The sequence below is a fragment of the Paracoccus benzoatiresistens genome, from assembly GCF_026913015.1.
GTDB lineage: Bacteria > Pseudomonadota > Alphaproteobacteria > Rhodobacterales > Rhodobacteraceae > Paracoccus > Paracoccus benzoatiresistens.
In genome coordinates this window covers 23,670-38,795 of record NZ_JAPTYD010000019.1, presented here as the reverse complement: position 1 = coordinate 38,795, position 15,126 = coordinate 23,670, and the positions used below count along the sequence as shown (strand labels likewise).

The 15,126-nt window shown below is 66.5% G+C and carries 15 protein-coding genes; 6 read left to right on the top strand and 9 right to left on the bottom strand.

Annotated elements, in window-relative coordinates; all coding sequences use genetic code 11:
* Window positions 1-30 precede the first annotated feature (30 nt).
* From OU682_RS13335 to purB, 3 genes are all read right to left on the bottom strand, one after another.
* Window positions 31-174 (bottom strand): hypothetical protein, encoded by a 144-nt coding sequence (locus OU682_RS13335; RefSeq protein ID WP_268942638.1) that lies wholly within the window; start codon window positions 172-174, stop codon window positions 31-33.
* A 41-nt stretch (window positions 175-215) separates the two neighbouring features.
* Entirely contained in the window at window positions 216-1,226 is a 1,011-nt protein-coding gene (locus OU682_RS13330; protein ID WP_268942637.1) for a FliG C-terminal domain-containing protein, read from the bottom strand.
* 69 nt (window positions 1,227-1,295) lie between these two features.
* Window positions 1,296-2,609, bottom strand: a complete 1,314-nt coding sequence (gene purB, locus OU682_RS13325) for an adenylosuccinate lyase (protein WP_268942636.1) — start codon at window positions 2,607-2,609, stop codon at window positions 1,296-1,298.
* A 145-nt stretch (window positions 2,610-2,754) separates the two neighbouring features.
* Between purB and OU682_RS13320 the strand changes: the two genes are divergently transcribed.
* Together OU682_RS13320 and OU682_RS13315 are read left to right on the top strand one after the other, a co-directional pair.
* Window positions 2,755-3,474: a hypothetical protein gene (locus tag OU682_RS13320; RefSeq protein WP_268942635.1), complete on the top strand. Its 720-nt coding sequence runs from the start codon at window positions 2,755-2,757 to the stop codon at window positions 3,472-3,474.
* A 14-nt stretch (window positions 3,475-3,488) separates the two neighbouring features.
* A complete protein-coding gene (locus OU682_RS13315) occupies window positions 3,489-4,520 on the top strand; it encodes a YihY/virulence factor BrkB family protein (protein WP_268942634.1) in 1,032 nt (343 codons plus the stop codon).
* Here OU682_RS13315 and OU682_RS13310 read toward each other — a convergent pair.
* The 3 genes from OU682_RS13310 to OU682_RS13300 are packed head-to-tail and all read right to left on the bottom strand — an operon-like array spanning window position 4,517 to window position 8,217.
* Entirely contained in the window at window positions 4,517-6,196 is a 1,680-nt protein-coding gene (locus tag OU682_RS13310; RefSeq protein WP_268942633.1) for a peptidoglycan -binding protein, read from the bottom strand. The two genes, OU682_RS13315 and OU682_RS13310, sit on opposite strands and share 4 nt — an antisense overlap.
* 3 nt (window positions 6,197-6,199) lie before the next feature.
* Window positions 6,200-7,600: a hypothetical protein gene (locus tag OU682_RS13305; protein WP_268942632.1), complete on the bottom strand. Its 1,401-nt coding sequence runs from the start codon at window positions 7,598-7,600 to the stop codon at window positions 6,200-6,202.
* 59 nt (window positions 7,601-7,659) lie between these two features.
* Window positions 7,660-8,217, bottom strand: a complete 558-nt coding sequence (locus OU682_RS13300; protein ID WP_268942631.1) for a gamma-glutamylcyclotransferase — start codon at window positions 8,215-8,217, stop codon at window positions 7,660-7,662.
* Window positions 8,218-8,288: 71 nt separating this feature from the next.
* Here OU682_RS13300 and OU682_RS13295 point away from each other — a divergent pair, with 71 nt between their 5' ends.
* Complete coding sequence (locus OU682_RS13295; protein ID WP_268942630.1) at window positions 8,289-9,230, top strand: DUF2125 domain-containing protein; 942 nt, start codon at window positions 8,289-8,291, stop codon at window positions 9,228-9,230.
* Here OU682_RS13295 and OU682_RS13290 read toward each other — a convergent pair.
* The 3 genes from OU682_RS13290 to OU682_RS13280 form a co-directional block, all read right to left on the bottom strand.
* Window positions 9,227-10,150 carry a prephenate/arogenate dehydrogenase family protein gene (locus OU682_RS13290; protein ID WP_268942629.1) on the bottom strand — a complete coding sequence of 308 codons (924 nt, stop codon included), beginning with the start codon at window positions 10,148-10,150 and terminating at the stop codon, window positions 9,227-9,229. The genes OU682_RS13295 and OU682_RS13290 overlap by 4 nt on opposite strands.
* Complete coding sequence (hisC, locus tag OU682_RS13285) at window positions 10,134-11,237, bottom strand: histidinol-phosphate transaminase (protein WP_268942628.1); 1,104 nt, start codon at window positions 11,235-11,237, stop codon at window positions 10,134-10,136. The genes OU682_RS13290 and hisC overlap by 17 nt, the downstream gene beginning before the upstream one ends.
* A 98-nt stretch (window positions 11,238-11,335) precedes the next feature.
* Entirely contained in the window at window positions 11,336-12,529 is a 1,194-nt protein-coding gene (locus OU682_RS13280) for a Hint domain-containing protein (RefSeq protein WP_268942627.1), read from the bottom strand.
* Between the two features lie 286 nt (window positions 12,530-12,815).
* On the opposite strand from OU682_RS13280, the gene OU682_RS13275 reads away from it, so the two are divergent.
* From OU682_RS13275 to OU682_RS13265, 3 genes are all read left to right on the top strand, one after another.
* On the top strand, window positions 12,816-13,976 hold the full coding sequence (locus OU682_RS13275; protein WP_268942626.1) for an isovaleryl-CoA dehydrogenase: 1,161 nt from the start codon (window positions 12,816-12,818) through the stop codon (window positions 13,974-13,976).
* Window positions 13,976-14,491, top strand: coding sequence for a lysozyme inhibitor LprI family protein (locus OU682_RS13270; protein WP_268942625.1), 516 nt, complete (start codon window positions 13,976-13,978; stop codon window positions 14,489-14,491). The genes OU682_RS13275 and OU682_RS13270 overlap by 1 nt, the downstream gene beginning before the upstream one ends.
* 63 nt (window positions 14,492-14,554) lie before the next feature.
* On the top strand, window positions 14,555-15,064 hold the full coding sequence (locus OU682_RS13265) for a lysozyme inhibitor LprI family protein (RefSeq protein WP_268942624.1): 510 nt from the start codon (window positions 14,555-14,557) through the stop codon (window positions 15,062-15,064).
* Window positions 15,065-15,126: the final 62 nt, after the last annotated feature.

The following is a 15,126-nucleotide window of genomic DNA, read 5'->3' as shown; positions in this document are numbered from 1 at the left end:
GCAAATGCCGCGCAGCCTGCCTGCGGCGTGTTAGCGCCAGAAGCTGAGATATTCGATGAAACCATCCACCATGCGGGCCGCCATCAACGGCAACTGCCACTGCAGCCACAGCTGATCCGCGACGAAAAGGCCGAGGATCAGGACCGCAAGGACAATGGCGATGGTGTTGGTCATGGATGCGTTATCCGCCTGTCGGCAAGGCGCCGCAACCCTCCTTACCCGTCATCCTGGGGCAGGATCAACGTGATCTCGCCCGCTTCCTCCAGGCGGCGGATGGCCGAGACCACTTCCGTCATCGCCTCCTCGATGTCGGTGGCGCGCAGCTTGCCCAGGTCGTTGCGCTCCTCCCGCAGTCCGTCGGACATGCGCTGCGACAGGTTCGTCAGGATGAATTCGGCAGCCGCCGCCTCGGCTTCGGCCGTGGCGGCGAGGGCGCGGATCAGGACCGGCTGCTCGACCTCCCGGACGATGCGGGGGATGTCGCGCGGCATGACGCGGGCGGGGATTTGGGCGAAGATGAAGATCGCCTTGCGCACGCCGCCCGCGAAGTCCGCGTCGTGCCGGTCAAGGCTGTCCAGAACGTCCTCGCGCAGATCGGCGGTGGCAAAGTTCAGGATCGCGCCCATCCGGTCCGTCGTGGGGGTCGGGATCGCGGGGCGCGGCAGCGCCTCGGCCGCCTGCAGCAGGACCAGGCCGACGCGATGCAGCGATTCGGAGGTGACGCCCGCGGTCATGGACATGGCCTGTGCCACGGCGCGCGCCCTTTCGCGGGGCAGGCCCACGAAAACCTCGGAAGCGCGTTCGACCGGCAGCTTGGACAGCATCAGGGCCACCATTTCGACGGCCTCGGAGTTTGCAAGCGAAAGGATGGCGGGGGCGGGCAGGGCGCCGATGCGCTGCCAGGGGTCGCCCCGGCCCTGGATCACCGCGCGGCGGCGTAGCCGGTCGGTGCTGTCCTCGGACAGTTGCTGGCCCAGCATCGCCAGCGTGCCGTCCAGATCCCCGGGAAAGGTCACGCCGACGGATTCGAGCCGGTCGCAGAATTCGGTGATGATCGCGTCGCGGGTCTGGCGGTCTATCAGCTCCATCCCCGCCATCTCCTCGGCCAGGAGGGTCTGGCTTTCGCTGTCCAGGCGCGACAGGCTCGACGCCTCGTCATCATCCAGAAGAAGGCGGACGATCACCGCCGCCTTCTGCCGTTGGCTCAATCCCGTTTGTATCGTCATCGTCCCACCAGATCGACCGTCCATGCGGCCAATCTGGCAGAGCTTTCCTAACGCGCGGTTTACGCGGGCCTATTGCTGACGTTCCTCGAACACCCGGCGGAAGATCGTGTCCACATGCTTGGTGTGATAGCCAAGGTCGAACTTCTCCTCGATCTCGGCCGGGGACAGGGCCGCCGTCACTTCGGGGTCCGCCAGCAGCTCCTGCCTGAAATCAGCCCCGTGTTCCCAGACCTTCATGGCGTTTCGCTGCACCAGCCGATAGGCATCCTCGCGCGAGACACCGGCCTGCGTCAGCGCCAGAAGCACCCGCTGCGACATGACCAAACCCTTGAACTTGTTCACGTTCTTCAGCATGTTCTCGGGATAGACAACCAGCCTGTCGATCACGCCTGCCAGCCGGTTCAGGGCAAAGTCCAGCGTGATGGTCGCGTCCGGGGCGATGCCGCGTTCGACCGAGGAATGGCTGATGTCGCGTTCGTGCCACAACGCCACGTTCTCCATCGCCGGAATGACGGCCATGCGCACCAGGCGGGCAAGGCCGGTCAGGTTCTCGGTCAGCACCGGGTTGCGCTTGTGGGGCATCGCCGAACTGCCCTTCTGGCCGGGGCTGAAGAACTCCTCGGCTTCCAGCACCTCGGTCCGCTGCATGTGGCGGATCTCGATGGCGATGTTCTCGATGCTGGACGCGATGACGCCCAGGGTCGCAAAGAACATCGCGTGGCGGTCGCGCGGGATGACCTGGGTGCTGATCGGTTCAGGGCGCAGGCCCAGCTTCGCGCAGACGTGCTCCTCGACCGCGGGATCGATATTGGCGAAGGTGCCGACCGCGCCCGAGATCGCGCCGGTGGCGACCTCCCACCGGGCCTTTTCCAGGCGGTCTCGGTTGCGGTCCATTTCCGCATAAAAGCGCGCGAAGGTCAGGCCCATGGTGGTGGGCTCGGCATGGATGCCGTGGCTGCGGCCGATGCGCACGGTGTCCTTGTGTTCATAGGCGCGGCGCTTCAGGGCCTCAAGAACGCGGTCCAGATCGGCCAGAAGGATGTCGGCCGCGCGGACAAGCTGGACATTCAGCGTGGTGTCCAGAACGTCGCTGCTGGTCATGCCCTGGTGGACGAAGCGCGCTTCATCGGACCCGATATGCTCGGCCAGATGCGTCAGGAAGGCGATGACGTCGTGCTTGGTCACGGCCTCGATTTCGTCGATGCGGGCCACGTCGAATTCGACATCCTTGGCGCGCCAGACGGCTTCGGCGTTTTCGCGCGGGATGACGCCCAGGTCGGCCTGGGCATCGCAGGCATGGGCCTCGATCTCGAACCAGATGCGGAATCGGGTCTCGGGCGACCAGATGGCGGTCATCTCGGGGCGGGCATAGCGGGGGATCATGGCGGGCTCCTTTCCGGTTGGGGCGGGCATAACGGGGTGATGACGCGGCGGCAAGATTTCGATTTCCGCCCGCAGGGCCATGGGAACATTCCGGCCACGCAAGCTGTTGAGGAGTCGACCAATCCGACAAGACCGGAGAAAAGCAATGCATCCGACCCATGACGACGACCGCCCGCTGACCGAGGCCGACCGCACGAGCGAGACCCGTTTTGGCCCCCGGCCCGTGCCTCCGGGGCACCATGGACCCAAGCCGTCCTTCCAGGCCCGACGCGTGATTGCCTCGGGTCATGTATCGCCTGACGGCCGGTCTTCCTATCCGACGCCCTCGCTGGGCGCCAAGATCGCGGTCTGGGGCGGGGTGGCGGTCGGCGTCGCCGGCGGAACGGCGGCGGCCGTTCTGGCCGTGCGCAAGATCGCCGATGCCATTTCCGGCGACGCCCATCCCAAGCATCCGCAACGCAAGTTCAACGCCCCGCGCTTTGTCGAGATGGACGAGGAGGAGCGCGAGGCGATGCGCCGCCGCGTCAGGGCGCAGGACCAGTCCGACCGCCACGAGGCTGCCCGCCTGCGCGCCGAGGCGGAGCAGAATCGCGACATGCCGAAACCGGCCAAGGTGAAGAAGGCGCCAAAGGGTAACTTCGTCGAGGATCTGATCCATACGTCGAACAGGCTGTCGGAAAGCCTGGAAGGGATCGCCAAGTCGCTTGCCGTCGCGATGGACGGTTTCCGCAGCGTGGCGCGTCAGGCGACAGAGGTCGTGTCCGAATTCGCGTCCACCGCCGATCAGTTGCGCGCAGCCGTCCGCGGCGAACAGCCGAGGCACGCCCACAGAAACGCTGATGAAGATCGCACCCATCGGCTGTGACCGGGAATGACGCCATGAGAAGCAGCACCCCCGGCGTCCTCGACGCCCTGTTCGGGGATCTGGACGATCCGACGCGCAAGCGCTTCGGGATGAAGACCGAGCGGAAGCCGAAGGCGCACACGGCAACGCGGGCGCAGCCAATCGGCAAGGATGTCGGACTGCGCGATCTGGCCAGGGCCGACTGGATGGAGATCGCGAAATCGACCCTTGCGCAGATCGGCACCGATCGCGTAACGGCCGTTGCAGGCGGCATCACTTTCTTCGGCCTGCTGTCGCTGTTTCCGGCAATTACGGCGCTTGTGTCGATCTATGGTCTGGTTGCCGATCCGGCGACGATCTCCGGGCATCTCGACCTGATGCAGAGCTTCCTGCCGCAAGGTGCGCTGGACATCATCCGCGGCCAGGTCGAGGCGATCACCTCGTCACCCGGAACGGCGCTGTCGCTGGCGGGGATCGGCGGGCTGCTGGTCGCCTTCTATTCCGCCAATGGCGGCATGAAGGCGCTGCTGTCCGCGCTGAACGTGGCGTTCTTCCAGACGGAAACCCGGGGAATCATCCGGCTTAACCTGGTGTCGATGGCCTTTACCCTGGGCGGGCTGGTGCTGATCATCCTGATGCTTGGCGTGATCGCCGTCATCCCGATCCTGTTGCAGATGCTGCCGCTTGCCGAAACCACCACCACCTGGGTCGCGGTGATTCGCTGGCCGATCATGTTCGGCGTGCTGATCCTGGCGCTTGCGGCGCTGTATCGCTGGGGTCCTGACGCGCCCGATTCGCGCTGGCGCTGGATTTCGCCCGGCGCGGTCATCGCGGCTGTGGGGCTGGTCATCACCTCGATCCTGTTCAGCTGGTATGCGGCCAACTTTGCGGACTACAACAAGACCTATGGCTCACTTGGCGCGGTGATCGCGTTGATGATGTGGCTGTGGTTCACCTCGACCGTGGTCCTGGTCGGTGCCGAGGTGAATTCGGAAATCGAACGCCATCTGAGGAAACTGGCGGGCGTTCCGGCCCAACCGGCCAGGAAGACGCAAGCCAGGGCCTAGCGTTCCGTCAGCTTCAGCTCGATGCGCCGGTTTGCAGCCCGCGCATCGGGCGAGTTTCCTTGCATGACCGGCCGCGTATCGGCAAAGCCCGTCGCGGCAAGGCGGTTCGCCGGGAAGCCAAGCTCGTCGATCATGTATCGCACCACCGCCAGGGCGCGGCCCTGGCTGAGTTCCCAGTTGTCCTGATAGCGTCCGGTGCCCGACAACTGCGTGTTGTCGGTATGGCCATCCACGCGAATGATCCAGTCGATCTCGGGCGGTATCTCGTCGGCGATTTCAGACAGCATTCCCGCCACGCGCGCGATCTGCTCATGGCCCTCGGGCGAGAGGGTAGAGGCGGCGGGCGGAAACAGCACCTCGGACTGGAAGACGAAGCGGTCGCCGACGACCTGGACCCCCTCGCGGCCCGACAGGATCTCGGACAGCCGGCCGAAGAATTCCGAACGATAGCGGGCCAGGTCCTTTGCTTCCTCCTCGGCGCGCTGGCGGGCCTGCTCTTCCAGCGTCAGGCGTCGGTTGGTTTCCTCGGCGGCTCGCAGCAGGGCGGCATTCAGCTGTTGCCCCAGTGTTTCCACCCGCAGTTCCGCCTGCCGCTGATCGTCGCCCGCCGCGTCCAGCAGCGCCTGCAAGGATCCCAGTTGCGCTGTCAGAGACGCAACCTGCTCGTTCAGCAGGGCAACCCGCCGCTGGCCATCCTCGGACAGGGACTTCTGGTCGGCCAGCGCCTTTTCGGCAGTGGCCAGCAGCGCGGCCTGACGCTCGGCATCGCTCAGTTGGCTGGCGGCCTTGGCGGTGGCCTCATCACGCGCGGCCTCGGCTGCAGCCAGGAGGGTCAGGGTTTCCTCGGCGCGCTTGCGGCTTTCCTCAAGCGACAGGGTCATGGCGGTCAGTTCGGAGTCAGCCTTTTCCAGTCGTTCGCGCAGCGCACGCGCTGCCTCGGCATCGGTCAGGCGGGCGGCCTCGGCCTGGGTCAGCCGGGCCTGCAATGCGCCGGCCTGTGCTTCGCTTGCCTGGTTCTTCTGGCGCAGGTCCGCCACCAGCGCCTCCAGCGCCTCGCGGCGGGCGGCAGCAAGGCGCGCCTGTTCGGCCTGCGCGTCGATCTCCTTGCGGGCCGCCGCCACGGCCAGTTCTGCCGCGCTGGCGCGGTTCTGCTGTTCTTCCAGGCGGGATTGCGCCTGCCGCTGCTGCGTCCTGGCCTGTTCCTGATCGGCCGCGCGCGCGGCCATCAGGGCAGCCACCTCGGCCTCGAAATCGGTCAGCCGGGACCGCGCCTGCGCCAGTTCGCCCTGGCTGGTCTTCAACTGGGCAGACAGGCGCGTGATCCGCGCCGCGCGGTCGCGCGCTTCGGCCTCGGCATCGGCAAGCTGGCCCTGCAGGCCGGCCTCGCGATCCTCTGACGCAGTCAGTGCCTGGCCCAGGGCCGCCACTTGCTGGCCCAATTGCTCCAGCCGCTGTTCCTGGCGGGAAAGGGCCTGGCCCTGGTCACCGATGATTTTTTCCTGATCGGCGATGGTGTCGTCCTTGTCGGTGATCTGTTCGCGCAGCACCGACTGCATGACGGTAAAGATCGTCAGCACGAAAACCAGCACCATCAGCAGCGTGGCCAGGGCATCGACGAAGCCGGGCCAGATATTGGCCGAAAAGCGGTGCCCGGAAGCCGCGCGGCGCAGTGCCATGCCCTAGCTCCTGTCTCGCAACACCAGCGGATCGCGCAGAAGATCGTCGCGGAACGGATCGTTGAAGCGTGCCGCGCGGACCGCGCGCGTCAGCACCAACAGATCCGACCGAAGCTCTGCCACCATCTCGTCGCGGCCCTGGATCAGGTCGGCCGCCAGCCGGTGCAGCGCGGTCTCGACCCCGCGAAGGTCGATCGGCGGGGCGGCAGGCCGTTCCGTTTCCGCCCGCACCAGGCCGACCAGCCGGTCCTGCCCTTCGATCAGCCTTTCCTGCCCGTCGCCCAGCCGCGACAGGGCCTGCGTCAGCGCGGCGATGCGAGACAGGGAGGCCTCGTGCTCGGCCTCGCTGCGCTGGACCAGCGCCTCGATGGACTGGGCCATGACGACGACGCGTTCATCGGCCATGGCCGCGGCCTCGTCGCGCTGCAGGTCGCGCTCGGCATGCATCTGCTGCAGGCGGTCCATCTGGCCCGCCATCTGCTCCAGAAAGCCCGCCAGCGCGGCCTGATCGATGGCATCGCCCTCGGAGCCCGCCAGGCTGACCCGGGTAAACCCGGACATCCATTCCTCAAGCTCCCGGTAGAAACGGTTCTGGCCGTGGGTCACGAACAGTTCCAGCAGTCCCACCACCAGGGACCCGGCAAGCCCCAGCAAGGATGACGAAAAGGCCGTGGCCATGCCGCCTAGTTGGGATTCCAGCCCGCTCATCAGCTTGTCGAAGACCTGGATGCCGCTTTCGCCCTGCTGCGGCGCCAGGTTCCGGATCGTGTCCACCACCGCCGGAATGGTCGTGGCAAGGCCGTAGAAGGTGCCAAGAAGCCCGAGGAAGATCAGAAGGTTCGACAGATATCTTGTGATGTCGCGCAATTCGTCGATGCGGGTCGCGACGGAATCCAGGATCGAGGCCGAGGCAGTCGTCGAGATGACCCCGCCCGCCGGACCGCGCGAGCCAAGCAGGGCGGCCAGCGGCGCCAGAAGGCGCGGCGGCTGGTCGCTGGTGTCGGCGCCGCCTCGTGCGGCGATGCCCTTTTCCACGGCGTTGCTGCGGCGCTTGGCAAAACGCTCGATCCAGCTGACCGACCGGATCAGCTGGGCCACCTGCCAGAAGCAGGCCAGGACGCCAAGCGCGAAGACGCCAAGGATCAGGCCGTTCAGCCACAGGTTGGCCCGAAAGATCGGCAGGATACGGCCATAGGTGATCCAGCCTCCTGCCAGCACCAGGGCCAGCACGCTGACCATCAGCACAATCTGTCGGACCGGCTGCGAAAAGCGCGGGCTGGTGGGGCCCGGGCTTTTCGGACGGGTCGCGGTGATCGGGCGGCTTGCCGCGCCGCTGCGGCGCGGAAGGTCGGACGGGTCAGGCCGCTGGCTGCTGGTCGGATCGCTCAACTGGTCGCTTCCCATGCCTACTCTCTGGCATCGAGTGTAGGGCGCGCCCCGGCACTTGCCAAGCGATCCGAAAGTCAGGCCGGCGGGTTTGTGTCGCTTTCCAGCAACTTGCGGACTTCTGCCGTCAACTGGTCCAGGACCGCGTCGGCAAGCCCGATCTGCGACAGATGGGCAGCCGTGTTGAACAGGTAATCGGCGTTCGGCCCGCGCCGGCCCTGGGCCTGCGCGATGATCCGGGCCTGTTCCGCCAGTTCCAGCCCGCCCGCATACTGCACATGATCGCGACGCATGACATAGGCCAGGGCCTCGACCCTCCGGCCATCCTCAAGCCGCAGGGGCAGGATCGACTCCTTGTAGGCGTCGGTCACCAGTTCCCGGGCGCGCAGATAGGCCAGCACCTCGTCATGGTCCCGGTTCGCAATCCGCAGCGCCAGGCCGCTGCATTCTCCGCCGGACTGTTCGTCAAGGCCCAGGACCAGGCCCGGCAGAGTCGCCGTGCCGCGATGCTGGATGGACCGCAGACAAAAGCTGCGGGCATAACCGCTTACCCAGGCCCGCGCGGTCTCGACCGGCGAAAAGCCGGGATCCCAGATCAGCGATCCATAGCCGAAGACCCATTCAATCTTTCGCATTGTCCCGAACCTGTCCATTTGCCGAAAGTTAGGGCAGGGCAGGGCGCGACGGAAGGGGAGCGGTGGGAAGAATGGTGATTGCAAGGCTGCTTTTGCTGGCGACGCTGGCACTTGCGGGGATCTGGTCCGTGGCCGAACCCCTGCTGCTTTCGCAGGTCCGCCCCCGCGTGCAGGCGGACCGGGTGGGGCCGCAACCGGCTTGGGGGCGACTTGGGCTCGCGCTTTCGGGCGTGACCCTGCCGATGCAGGCGGGGCAACTGAACCTGCCGGCGCTGGACCTGTGGGTGACCCCGACCGCCCCGCTGACCGTCAGGGCCGACCTGCCCGCGGCGGCGTTTCTTGACGGCCCTGCCGGCCGGCGGCAGGTCGGAATGGAGGACGCCGCAGCGGCCGTGACGCTGTCTCCGCTGGGCAGGGTAAGGCAAGCCGATGCGTCCTTTGCGGCCCTGTCGCTGGATGGCGGGCCTTTGTCGGGGCGGGGCAGCGTGACCGCGCTGGCGGTGGCGGACGACCGCATCGCGGGTCATCCCTATCAGGTGCAGATCGCCTTTCCCGACCTGCGCCTGCCGCAGGTTTCCTCCGCCCAGGGCGGGCTGCGCCTGTGGCTGGACCGCCAGCCCGGCGTTGCGACCGAAGCACCGCCCGCCGTGCTTGGCGTGCTGACCGAGGGTCTCGAGATCGGCACCGGCGCATCTTCGCTGCGGGTCGTCGGGATGCTGGGCAAGGGTTCGGATGGGCGGGCCCAAGGCCGCGTGGCGCTCTACACCAGTGATGCGGCAGCGATGCTGGATGCGGCAATCGAGGCCGGGCTGATGTCGTCCAATGCGCGCCTGCTGGCCCGCGCCATGCTGAATCGCATCGGCGGGATGGAATTTGCGGAAGGGGGTGCGGGACAACCAGCCATGCCGCCCGCGCCAGAGGGCCAGCTTCGCATCCCGGTCGAGATGCGGGACGGGCGCATGTATCTGGGCACGCTCGAGATCGGCCCCGCCCCCCGCTGGCCCGCGTTCTAGCCGCCGGTTTTCGCTGCGCGGCCGAAATCGGGCGCGTCGGTGTCCTGCCCGGCCTCGATGATGCCGCGGCGGATGGCGCGCGTGCGTGTGAAGTAATCGAACAGTTGCTGGCCGTCACCCATGCGGATCGCGCGCTGCAGCACGAACAGTTCTTCGGTGAACCGGCCGAGGATGTCCAGCGTCGCCTCCTTGTTGTGCAGGAACACGTCTCGCCACATGGTCGGGTCGCTGGCGGCGATGCGGGTAAAGTCGCGGAAACCGGCGGCGGAATACTGGATGACCTGTTCGTCCGTGACCTGTCGCAAGTGATCGGCCACGCCCACCATCGTGTAGGCGATCAGGTGCGGGGCGTGGCTGGTCACGGCCAGAACAAGGTCGTGATGCGCCGGCTCCATCCTGTCGGTCTTGGCACCCATGGCGCGGACCAGATCGGACAGCCGCTCAACGGCTTGGGGGTCGCTGTCCGGCAGGGGGGTCAGCAGCCACCAGCGATTACGGAACAGGCTGGCAAAGCCCGCGCGGGGGCCGGAATGTTCGGTGCCGGCCAGCGGGTGGCCGGGAATGAAATGCACGCCTTCGGGGATATGCGGGGCGACGGCATCGATGACCGACTGCTTGACCGATCCGACATCGGTGACGGTCGCCCCCGGCTTCAGGTGCGGCGCGATTTCCGCCGCGAGGTCGCCCATGGCCCCGACCGGAACGGCAAGGACGACCAGGTCGGCACCTGCCACCGCCTCGGCCACGCTGTCGGTGATCTGGTCGCAAAGACCGATCTCGCGCGCGATTTCGCGTGTCTGGGCGCTGCGGGCAAAGCCCACGGTTTCGCGCGCCAGCCCGCCTTCGCGGATGGCATGGGCCATGGAGCCGGCGATCAGGCCAAGCCCGATCAGCGCGACACGGTCATAGATGACGCTCATGTGTCCTCCCTTCCGCCATGAAGCGGCCAAGGCAGTCGATGACGCGGCTGACACCGTCCTCGTCCCCCACGGTGATCCGAAGGGCGGCGGGCAGGCCGTACCCCGCCACGCGGCGGACCAGGATGCCGTCGTCGCGCAGGGCCGCATCGGCAGCCTCGGCCTGGGCCGGATCGGCAAAGCGGGCCAGCACGAAATTGGCAAAGCTTTCGTCGCAGCCGATGCCCATCTGGATCAGCGAATTGCGCAGGCGGTCGCGCATCCGGGCGTTCAGGTCGGCGCAATGGTCGCGAAAGGCGGTGTCACGGATCGCAGCCTCGGCCGCGGCCATCTGGGCGTTCGACAGGTTGAAGGGCTGACGGATGCGGTTCAGCACGTCGATGATCTCGCGCGAGGCATAGCCCCAGCCGATCCGCAGGCCCCCAAGCCCGTGGATCTTGGAAAAGGTCCGCGTCATGATGACGTTCGGGTGACGATCGACCAGCGACACGCCGCCATCCGCGCCTGCCGCGAATTCGGTATAGGCGCCGTCATGGACCAGCAGCACACTCGCGGGCAGGCCATCCACCAGGCGCTGCAATTCGTCGGCCGTCAGCATGGTGCCGGTCGGATTGGCCGGATTGGCGATGAAGACGATCCGCGTCCGGTCGGTCAGCGCGGCCAGGATCCTGTCCACGTCGATGCGGCGCTCGGCTTCGGGGACGGTGATCGGGACGGCGCCGACCATCCGGGCCAGGATCGGATACATGGAAAAGCCATGCTCGGTCGTGATGACCTCATCCCCGACGCCGGCGAAGGCATGGACGACGAACTGCAGAACCTCGTCGGACCCGACGCCGCAGATGATCCGGTCGGGGTCCAGGCCATGGACCTCGGCGATGGCGCGGCGCAGGGCCGCGTGATCGGTGGCCGGATAGCGGTGCAGATCCGCTGCTGCGGCGGCATAGGCGGCCTTGGCCTTGCCGCTGCATCCAAGCGGGTTTTCGTTCGACGACAGTTTCAGCACCTCGCCGCGTCCGGGCAGCTTGCTTTCGCCGCTGACGTAAAGCGCAATATCCATGATGCCCGGCTGCGGGGTGATCTTCGTCATGTTCCAGTCCTCTTCGCGCACTGTCTAGTGCATCGGGGCGCGGCGAGGAAGTGTCTGAAGGCAATCCGGCGGCCGAAGCCGCCGGAGCCCAGAGCCCTTCAGTGCAGGCTGACCAAGGGCTTGCGGTTTTGCTGATGGCGCATCGCCAGCTTGCGCGCCATGCGTCCCGAGGCAAGATCGCGCGCGGCCGGCGGCAGTTCCGTGGCCTTTTCAAGTTCGGGGAAGAGAGCAAAGATCTCTTCCCGGGCGGCGCGTCCGACGCCGCGCAGGGCTTGCGGTCCCGTATAGAGAGATTCGGTCTCGGCCCCGTTCGAGATGACGATTTCGTGCTGGTCGAAAAGGATGTGGAAATATTCGACCGTTTCCAGATCTTCGGCGATGTCGATCCCTTCCAGCAGCAGCAACTGCCTTGCCGCCACCAGAACCTCGGGCGAGCCGAACATGCGCTGCGCGATTCCCGACCGGACCAGGATCCGGTGCTGGGGCGAAACCACCAGCGGCTGGCTGGGCAGGTTCGCGCCAAGGGCACCGGCGGCTATGCGGATCGGGCGCATCCTCGGCTGCATTGCCAAACGTTTGGCCGACAATGTGACGCGGCCGATCCAGCGAATCGGCCGGTCACCGTTGTCGCGCGTGCGGACCAGGGTGCCGACCGCCAGATCCTCGACCGCGACCGGCCCCTCGGGGGTTTCGATCAGCGTGCCGCGGGCGAAGCAGGGCACGACCTCGCCCGGCTCAAGCTCTGCCGTGCCGTCGGGATCGTAGTCATAGGTGACGATCCCCGTATCGAGAGTTGCCTGGGCTGCATTGGTGATTGGCGTCAACAGCCCGCCCAGCCCCAGGGGAAGCGCGTCCGCAATCCCGGATATCGGCGTGTTCAATACGACATCAGGTCCGATCAGCGGATCGATGGTGATGGTGACCCCCAGGCGGTCCGCGGACAAGGGCTCGTCCGTGATCATGTAGGCCTGGCCGTTCTCATCCACATAGATTGGGCCTGTGATGGGATTGACCTGGACCGTCGCAGAGGCAAGCCCAATGACACTCGCGTCTGCCGCCGCCGTAGACAGGGTGGCGGTACCGGCGAACTGGCCCGAATCGACGGGATTTCCGTCAGCGTCCACCAGGTAGACATTGTCGCCCCGGTCCAGCGTGGTGTCGTTTGTCTTAAAGGCGTCGAACTCGGTCGAGGGGCCGAGGTCGTTCAGCACAAAGGTCGGAGGAAGCGTCAGGACGGGCGTGTCCGCGCTCAGGTCAATGAAACTGTCGGGAATGCGGGTACTGTAAGGCACGATCGTCTTCCTTCTGGCAGACTCGGCGCGTTCGGCCGAATCGATGAGGGGATTCGCAAAATATTTGTCGGCCTTGCCAAAAGACTTAGGCAAATTAGACATAATTAATTAACGTTACCTAACGTGGCGTGGCAATCTGTTTTTGCCCGCAGGCACTTGCGCCGAAATGGTCGCCTTCGTCCTGCGAGGAGCGTCTTGCCTGCTGTCCGGACTGCCGCTTGACGGCCTTGCAGCCCATGGCCTATAGAAATGAACGGTCGTTCAATAAACCGGGAGGGGTTTTCGGATGTTCACGCGGGGAATGGAATTCGACCTGGGCGAGGATGTGAACGCCCTGCGCGACATGGTGCACCGCTGGGCGCAGGAACGCGTCAAGCCGATCGCGGCCGAGGTCGATCGCACGAACGCCTTCCCGAACGAACTGTGGACCGAGATGGGCGAACTGGGCCTGCTGGGCATCACCGTCCCCGAGGAGTTCGGCGGGGCGGGCATGGGCTATCTGGCCCATGTCATCGCGACCGAGGAGATCGCCCGCGCCAGCGCCAGCGTCAGCCTGTCCTATGGCGCGCATTCGAACCTTTGCGTGAACCAGATCAAGCTGAACGGCACCGACGAACAGCGTGCGAAATACCTGCCCGACCTGTGCAGCGGCAAGGCGGTCGGCGCCCTTGCCATGTCCGAGGAGGGCGCGGGCAGCGACGTGGTCGGCATGAAGCTGCGGGCGGAAAAGAAGAACGACCGCTATGTCCTGAACGGCAGCAAGTACTGGATCACCAACGCGCCCGACGCGCATACGCTGGTGGTCTATGCCAAGACCGACCCGGAAGCGGGCAGCAAGGGCATCACCGCCTTCATCGTCGAGCGCGGCATGGCGGGATTCTCGACCAGTCCGCATTTCGACAAGCTGGGGATGCGAGGATCGAACACGGGCGAGCTGATCTTCGAGAATTGCGAGATCCCGTTCGAGAATGTGCTGGGCGAGGAAGGCCGGGGCGTTCGCGTCCTGATGTCGGGGCTGGACTATGAACGGCTGGTCCTGTCGGGGATCGGGACCGGCATCATGGCGGCCTGCCTGGACGAGGTGATGCCTTACGTGCGCGACCGCAAGCAGTTCGGCCAGCCCATCGGGTCCTTCCAGCTGATGCAGGGCAAGATCGCCGACATGTATGTCGCGCTGAACACCGCCCGCGCCTATGTCTACGAGGTCGCAAAGGCCTGCGACGCGGGCAAGGTCACCCGGCAGGATGCGGCGGGCGCGGTGCTTTACGCCAGCGAACAGGCCATGGTGCAGGCGCACCAGGCCGTGCAGGCGCTTGGCGGGGCGGGGTTCCTGAACGACAGCGTGGTCAGCCGCCTGTTCCGCGATGCCAAGCTGATGGAGATCGGCGCCGGCACCAGCGAAATCCGCCGGATGCTGATCGGGCGCGAGTTGATGGGGCTGGCCTGATGCGCTGCGCGCTGCTTGCGCTGGCTTTGGCAACCTCGCCTGCGCTGGCGCAGGATGAACCGGAACGCCCGTCCTTTGATGCAGCGCTGATCGACCGCTGTCTGGACGACGCCGGCGCGGCCGAGACCCCGGATTACGCCGCCTGCATCGGTGCCGCGTCGGGACCATGCATGGAATCGCCGGGCGGCTACAGCACCGTCGGCATGTCCTGGTGCCTGAACGAGGAGCTGGGGGTCTGGGACCGTAAGCTGAACGACAGCTATGGCCGCGTGATGGCCGCCGCCAAGGCCGCCGATGCCGAAATGACGGACCTGGGTTCGGCGGCCGAGAAGCAGGAGCCGCTGCTGAAGCAGATGCAGCGCGACTGGATCGCCTTTCGCGATGCCGCCTGCGCCTATGAACGCAGCCGCTGGGGCGGCGGCACCGGGGGCGGGCCGGCCAGCGTTGATTGCAGCCTGCGGCTGACGGCGCAGCAATACTTTCGGCTGCGAGCCTATGAGCCGCAGGATGGCTAGGCCGTGGATCCGGCACCGCGGCAGGATGGTTTGGTTGGATCACCTGCCAAGGAAGGATTGACCATGCCTGTTTTCGCCCCCCTGCGTCTTGCGCTTGTCCTGCCGGCCGCCTTGTGGCTGGCGCCGCCCGCCATTGCCGGCGACAGTTCGGGCCTTGATCCGGCGCTGATCGACCAATGCCTGGACCAAGCCCGGACCGATGGTGCGCGGCTGGACTGCGCCGGGGCCGGGCAGGAAAGCTGCCTCGCCTATGCCGAGGCGGAGCATGGCGACGTGGCTCCCGTGGACCGGCAACTGAACTGCCTCGATGCGGAATGGCAGGCCTGGGAAGCGAAGCTGACCGAAACCTATGACAAGCTGAAGGCGACCGAGGAAGAACGCGGCGCCGAACGGGCCGAGGCGTTGGTCACGATGGAGCGCGACTGGATCACCTTCCGCGACGCGCGCTGCGCCTATGACAGGATCACCAATGGCGGCGGGACCGGCGGTGCGCTGGCGGAACCGACCTGCAAGCTGAACGAAACCGCCCGGCAGGTGATCCTGCTGATGGCCTATCAGCGGGACCGGACATGACGGGCGGTTCGGCCATGGTCCGGCCCTGGCGCACCCCTGCGGGGATGCGCCAGACCGGCGGA

Bases quoted from the DNA above. Each gene is read 5' to 3' on its own strand.
- OU682_RS13265 (WP_268942624.1), top strand. From the start codon at position 14,555: ATGCCTGTTTTCGCCCCCCTGCGTCTTGCGCTTGTCCTGCCGGCCGCC.
- OU682_RS13290 (WP_268942629.1), bottom strand. From the start codon at position 10,150: ATGAGCGTCATCTATGACCGTGTCGCGCTGATCGGGCTTGGCCTGATC.
- hisC (WP_268942628.1), bottom strand. From the start codon at position 11,237: ATGACGAAGATCACCCCGCAGCCGGGCATCATGGATATTGCGCTTTAC.
- OU682_RS13300 (WP_268942631.1), bottom strand. From the start codon at position 8,217: ATGCGAAAGATTGAATGGGTCTTCGGCTATGGATCGCTGATCTGGGAT.
- OU682_RS13305 (WP_268942632.1), bottom strand. From the start codon at position 7,600: ATGGGAAGCGACCAGTTGAGCGATCCGACCAGCAGCCAGCGGCCTGAC.
- OU682_RS13335 (WP_268942638.1), bottom strand. From the start codon at position 174: ATGACCAACACCATCGCCATTGTCCTTGCGGTCCTGATCCTCGGCCTT.
- OU682_RS13270 (WP_268942625.1), top strand. From the start codon at position 13,976: ATGCGCTGCGCGCTGCTTGCGCTGGCTTTGGCAACCTCGCCTGCGCTG.
- OU682_RS13315 (WP_268942634.1), top strand. From the start codon at position 3,489: ATGAGAAGCAGCACCCCCGGCGTCCTCGACGCCCTGTTCGGGGATCTG.
- OU682_RS13275 (WP_268942626.1), top strand. From the start codon at position 12,816: ATGTTCACGCGGGGAATGGAATTCGACCTGGGCGAGGATGTGAACGCC.
- OU682_RS13310 (WP_268942633.1), bottom strand. From the start codon at position 6,196: ATGGCACTGCGCCGCGCGGCTTCCGGGCACCGCTTTTCGGCCAATATC.
- OU682_RS13320 (WP_268942635.1), top strand. From the start codon at position 2,755: ATGCATCCGACCCATGACGACGACCGCCCGCTGACCGAGGCCGACCGC.
- OU682_RS13295 (WP_268942630.1), top strand. From the start codon at position 8,289: ATGGTGATTGCAAGGCTGCTTTTGCTGGCGACGCTGGCACTTGCGGGG.
- OU682_RS13330 (WP_268942637.1), bottom strand. From the start codon at position 1,226: ATGACGATACAAACGGGATTGAGCCAACGGCAGAAGGCGGCGGTGATC.
- purB (WP_268942636.1), bottom strand. From the start codon at position 2,609: ATGATCCCCCGCTATGCCCGCCCCGAGATGACCGCCATCTGGTCGCCC.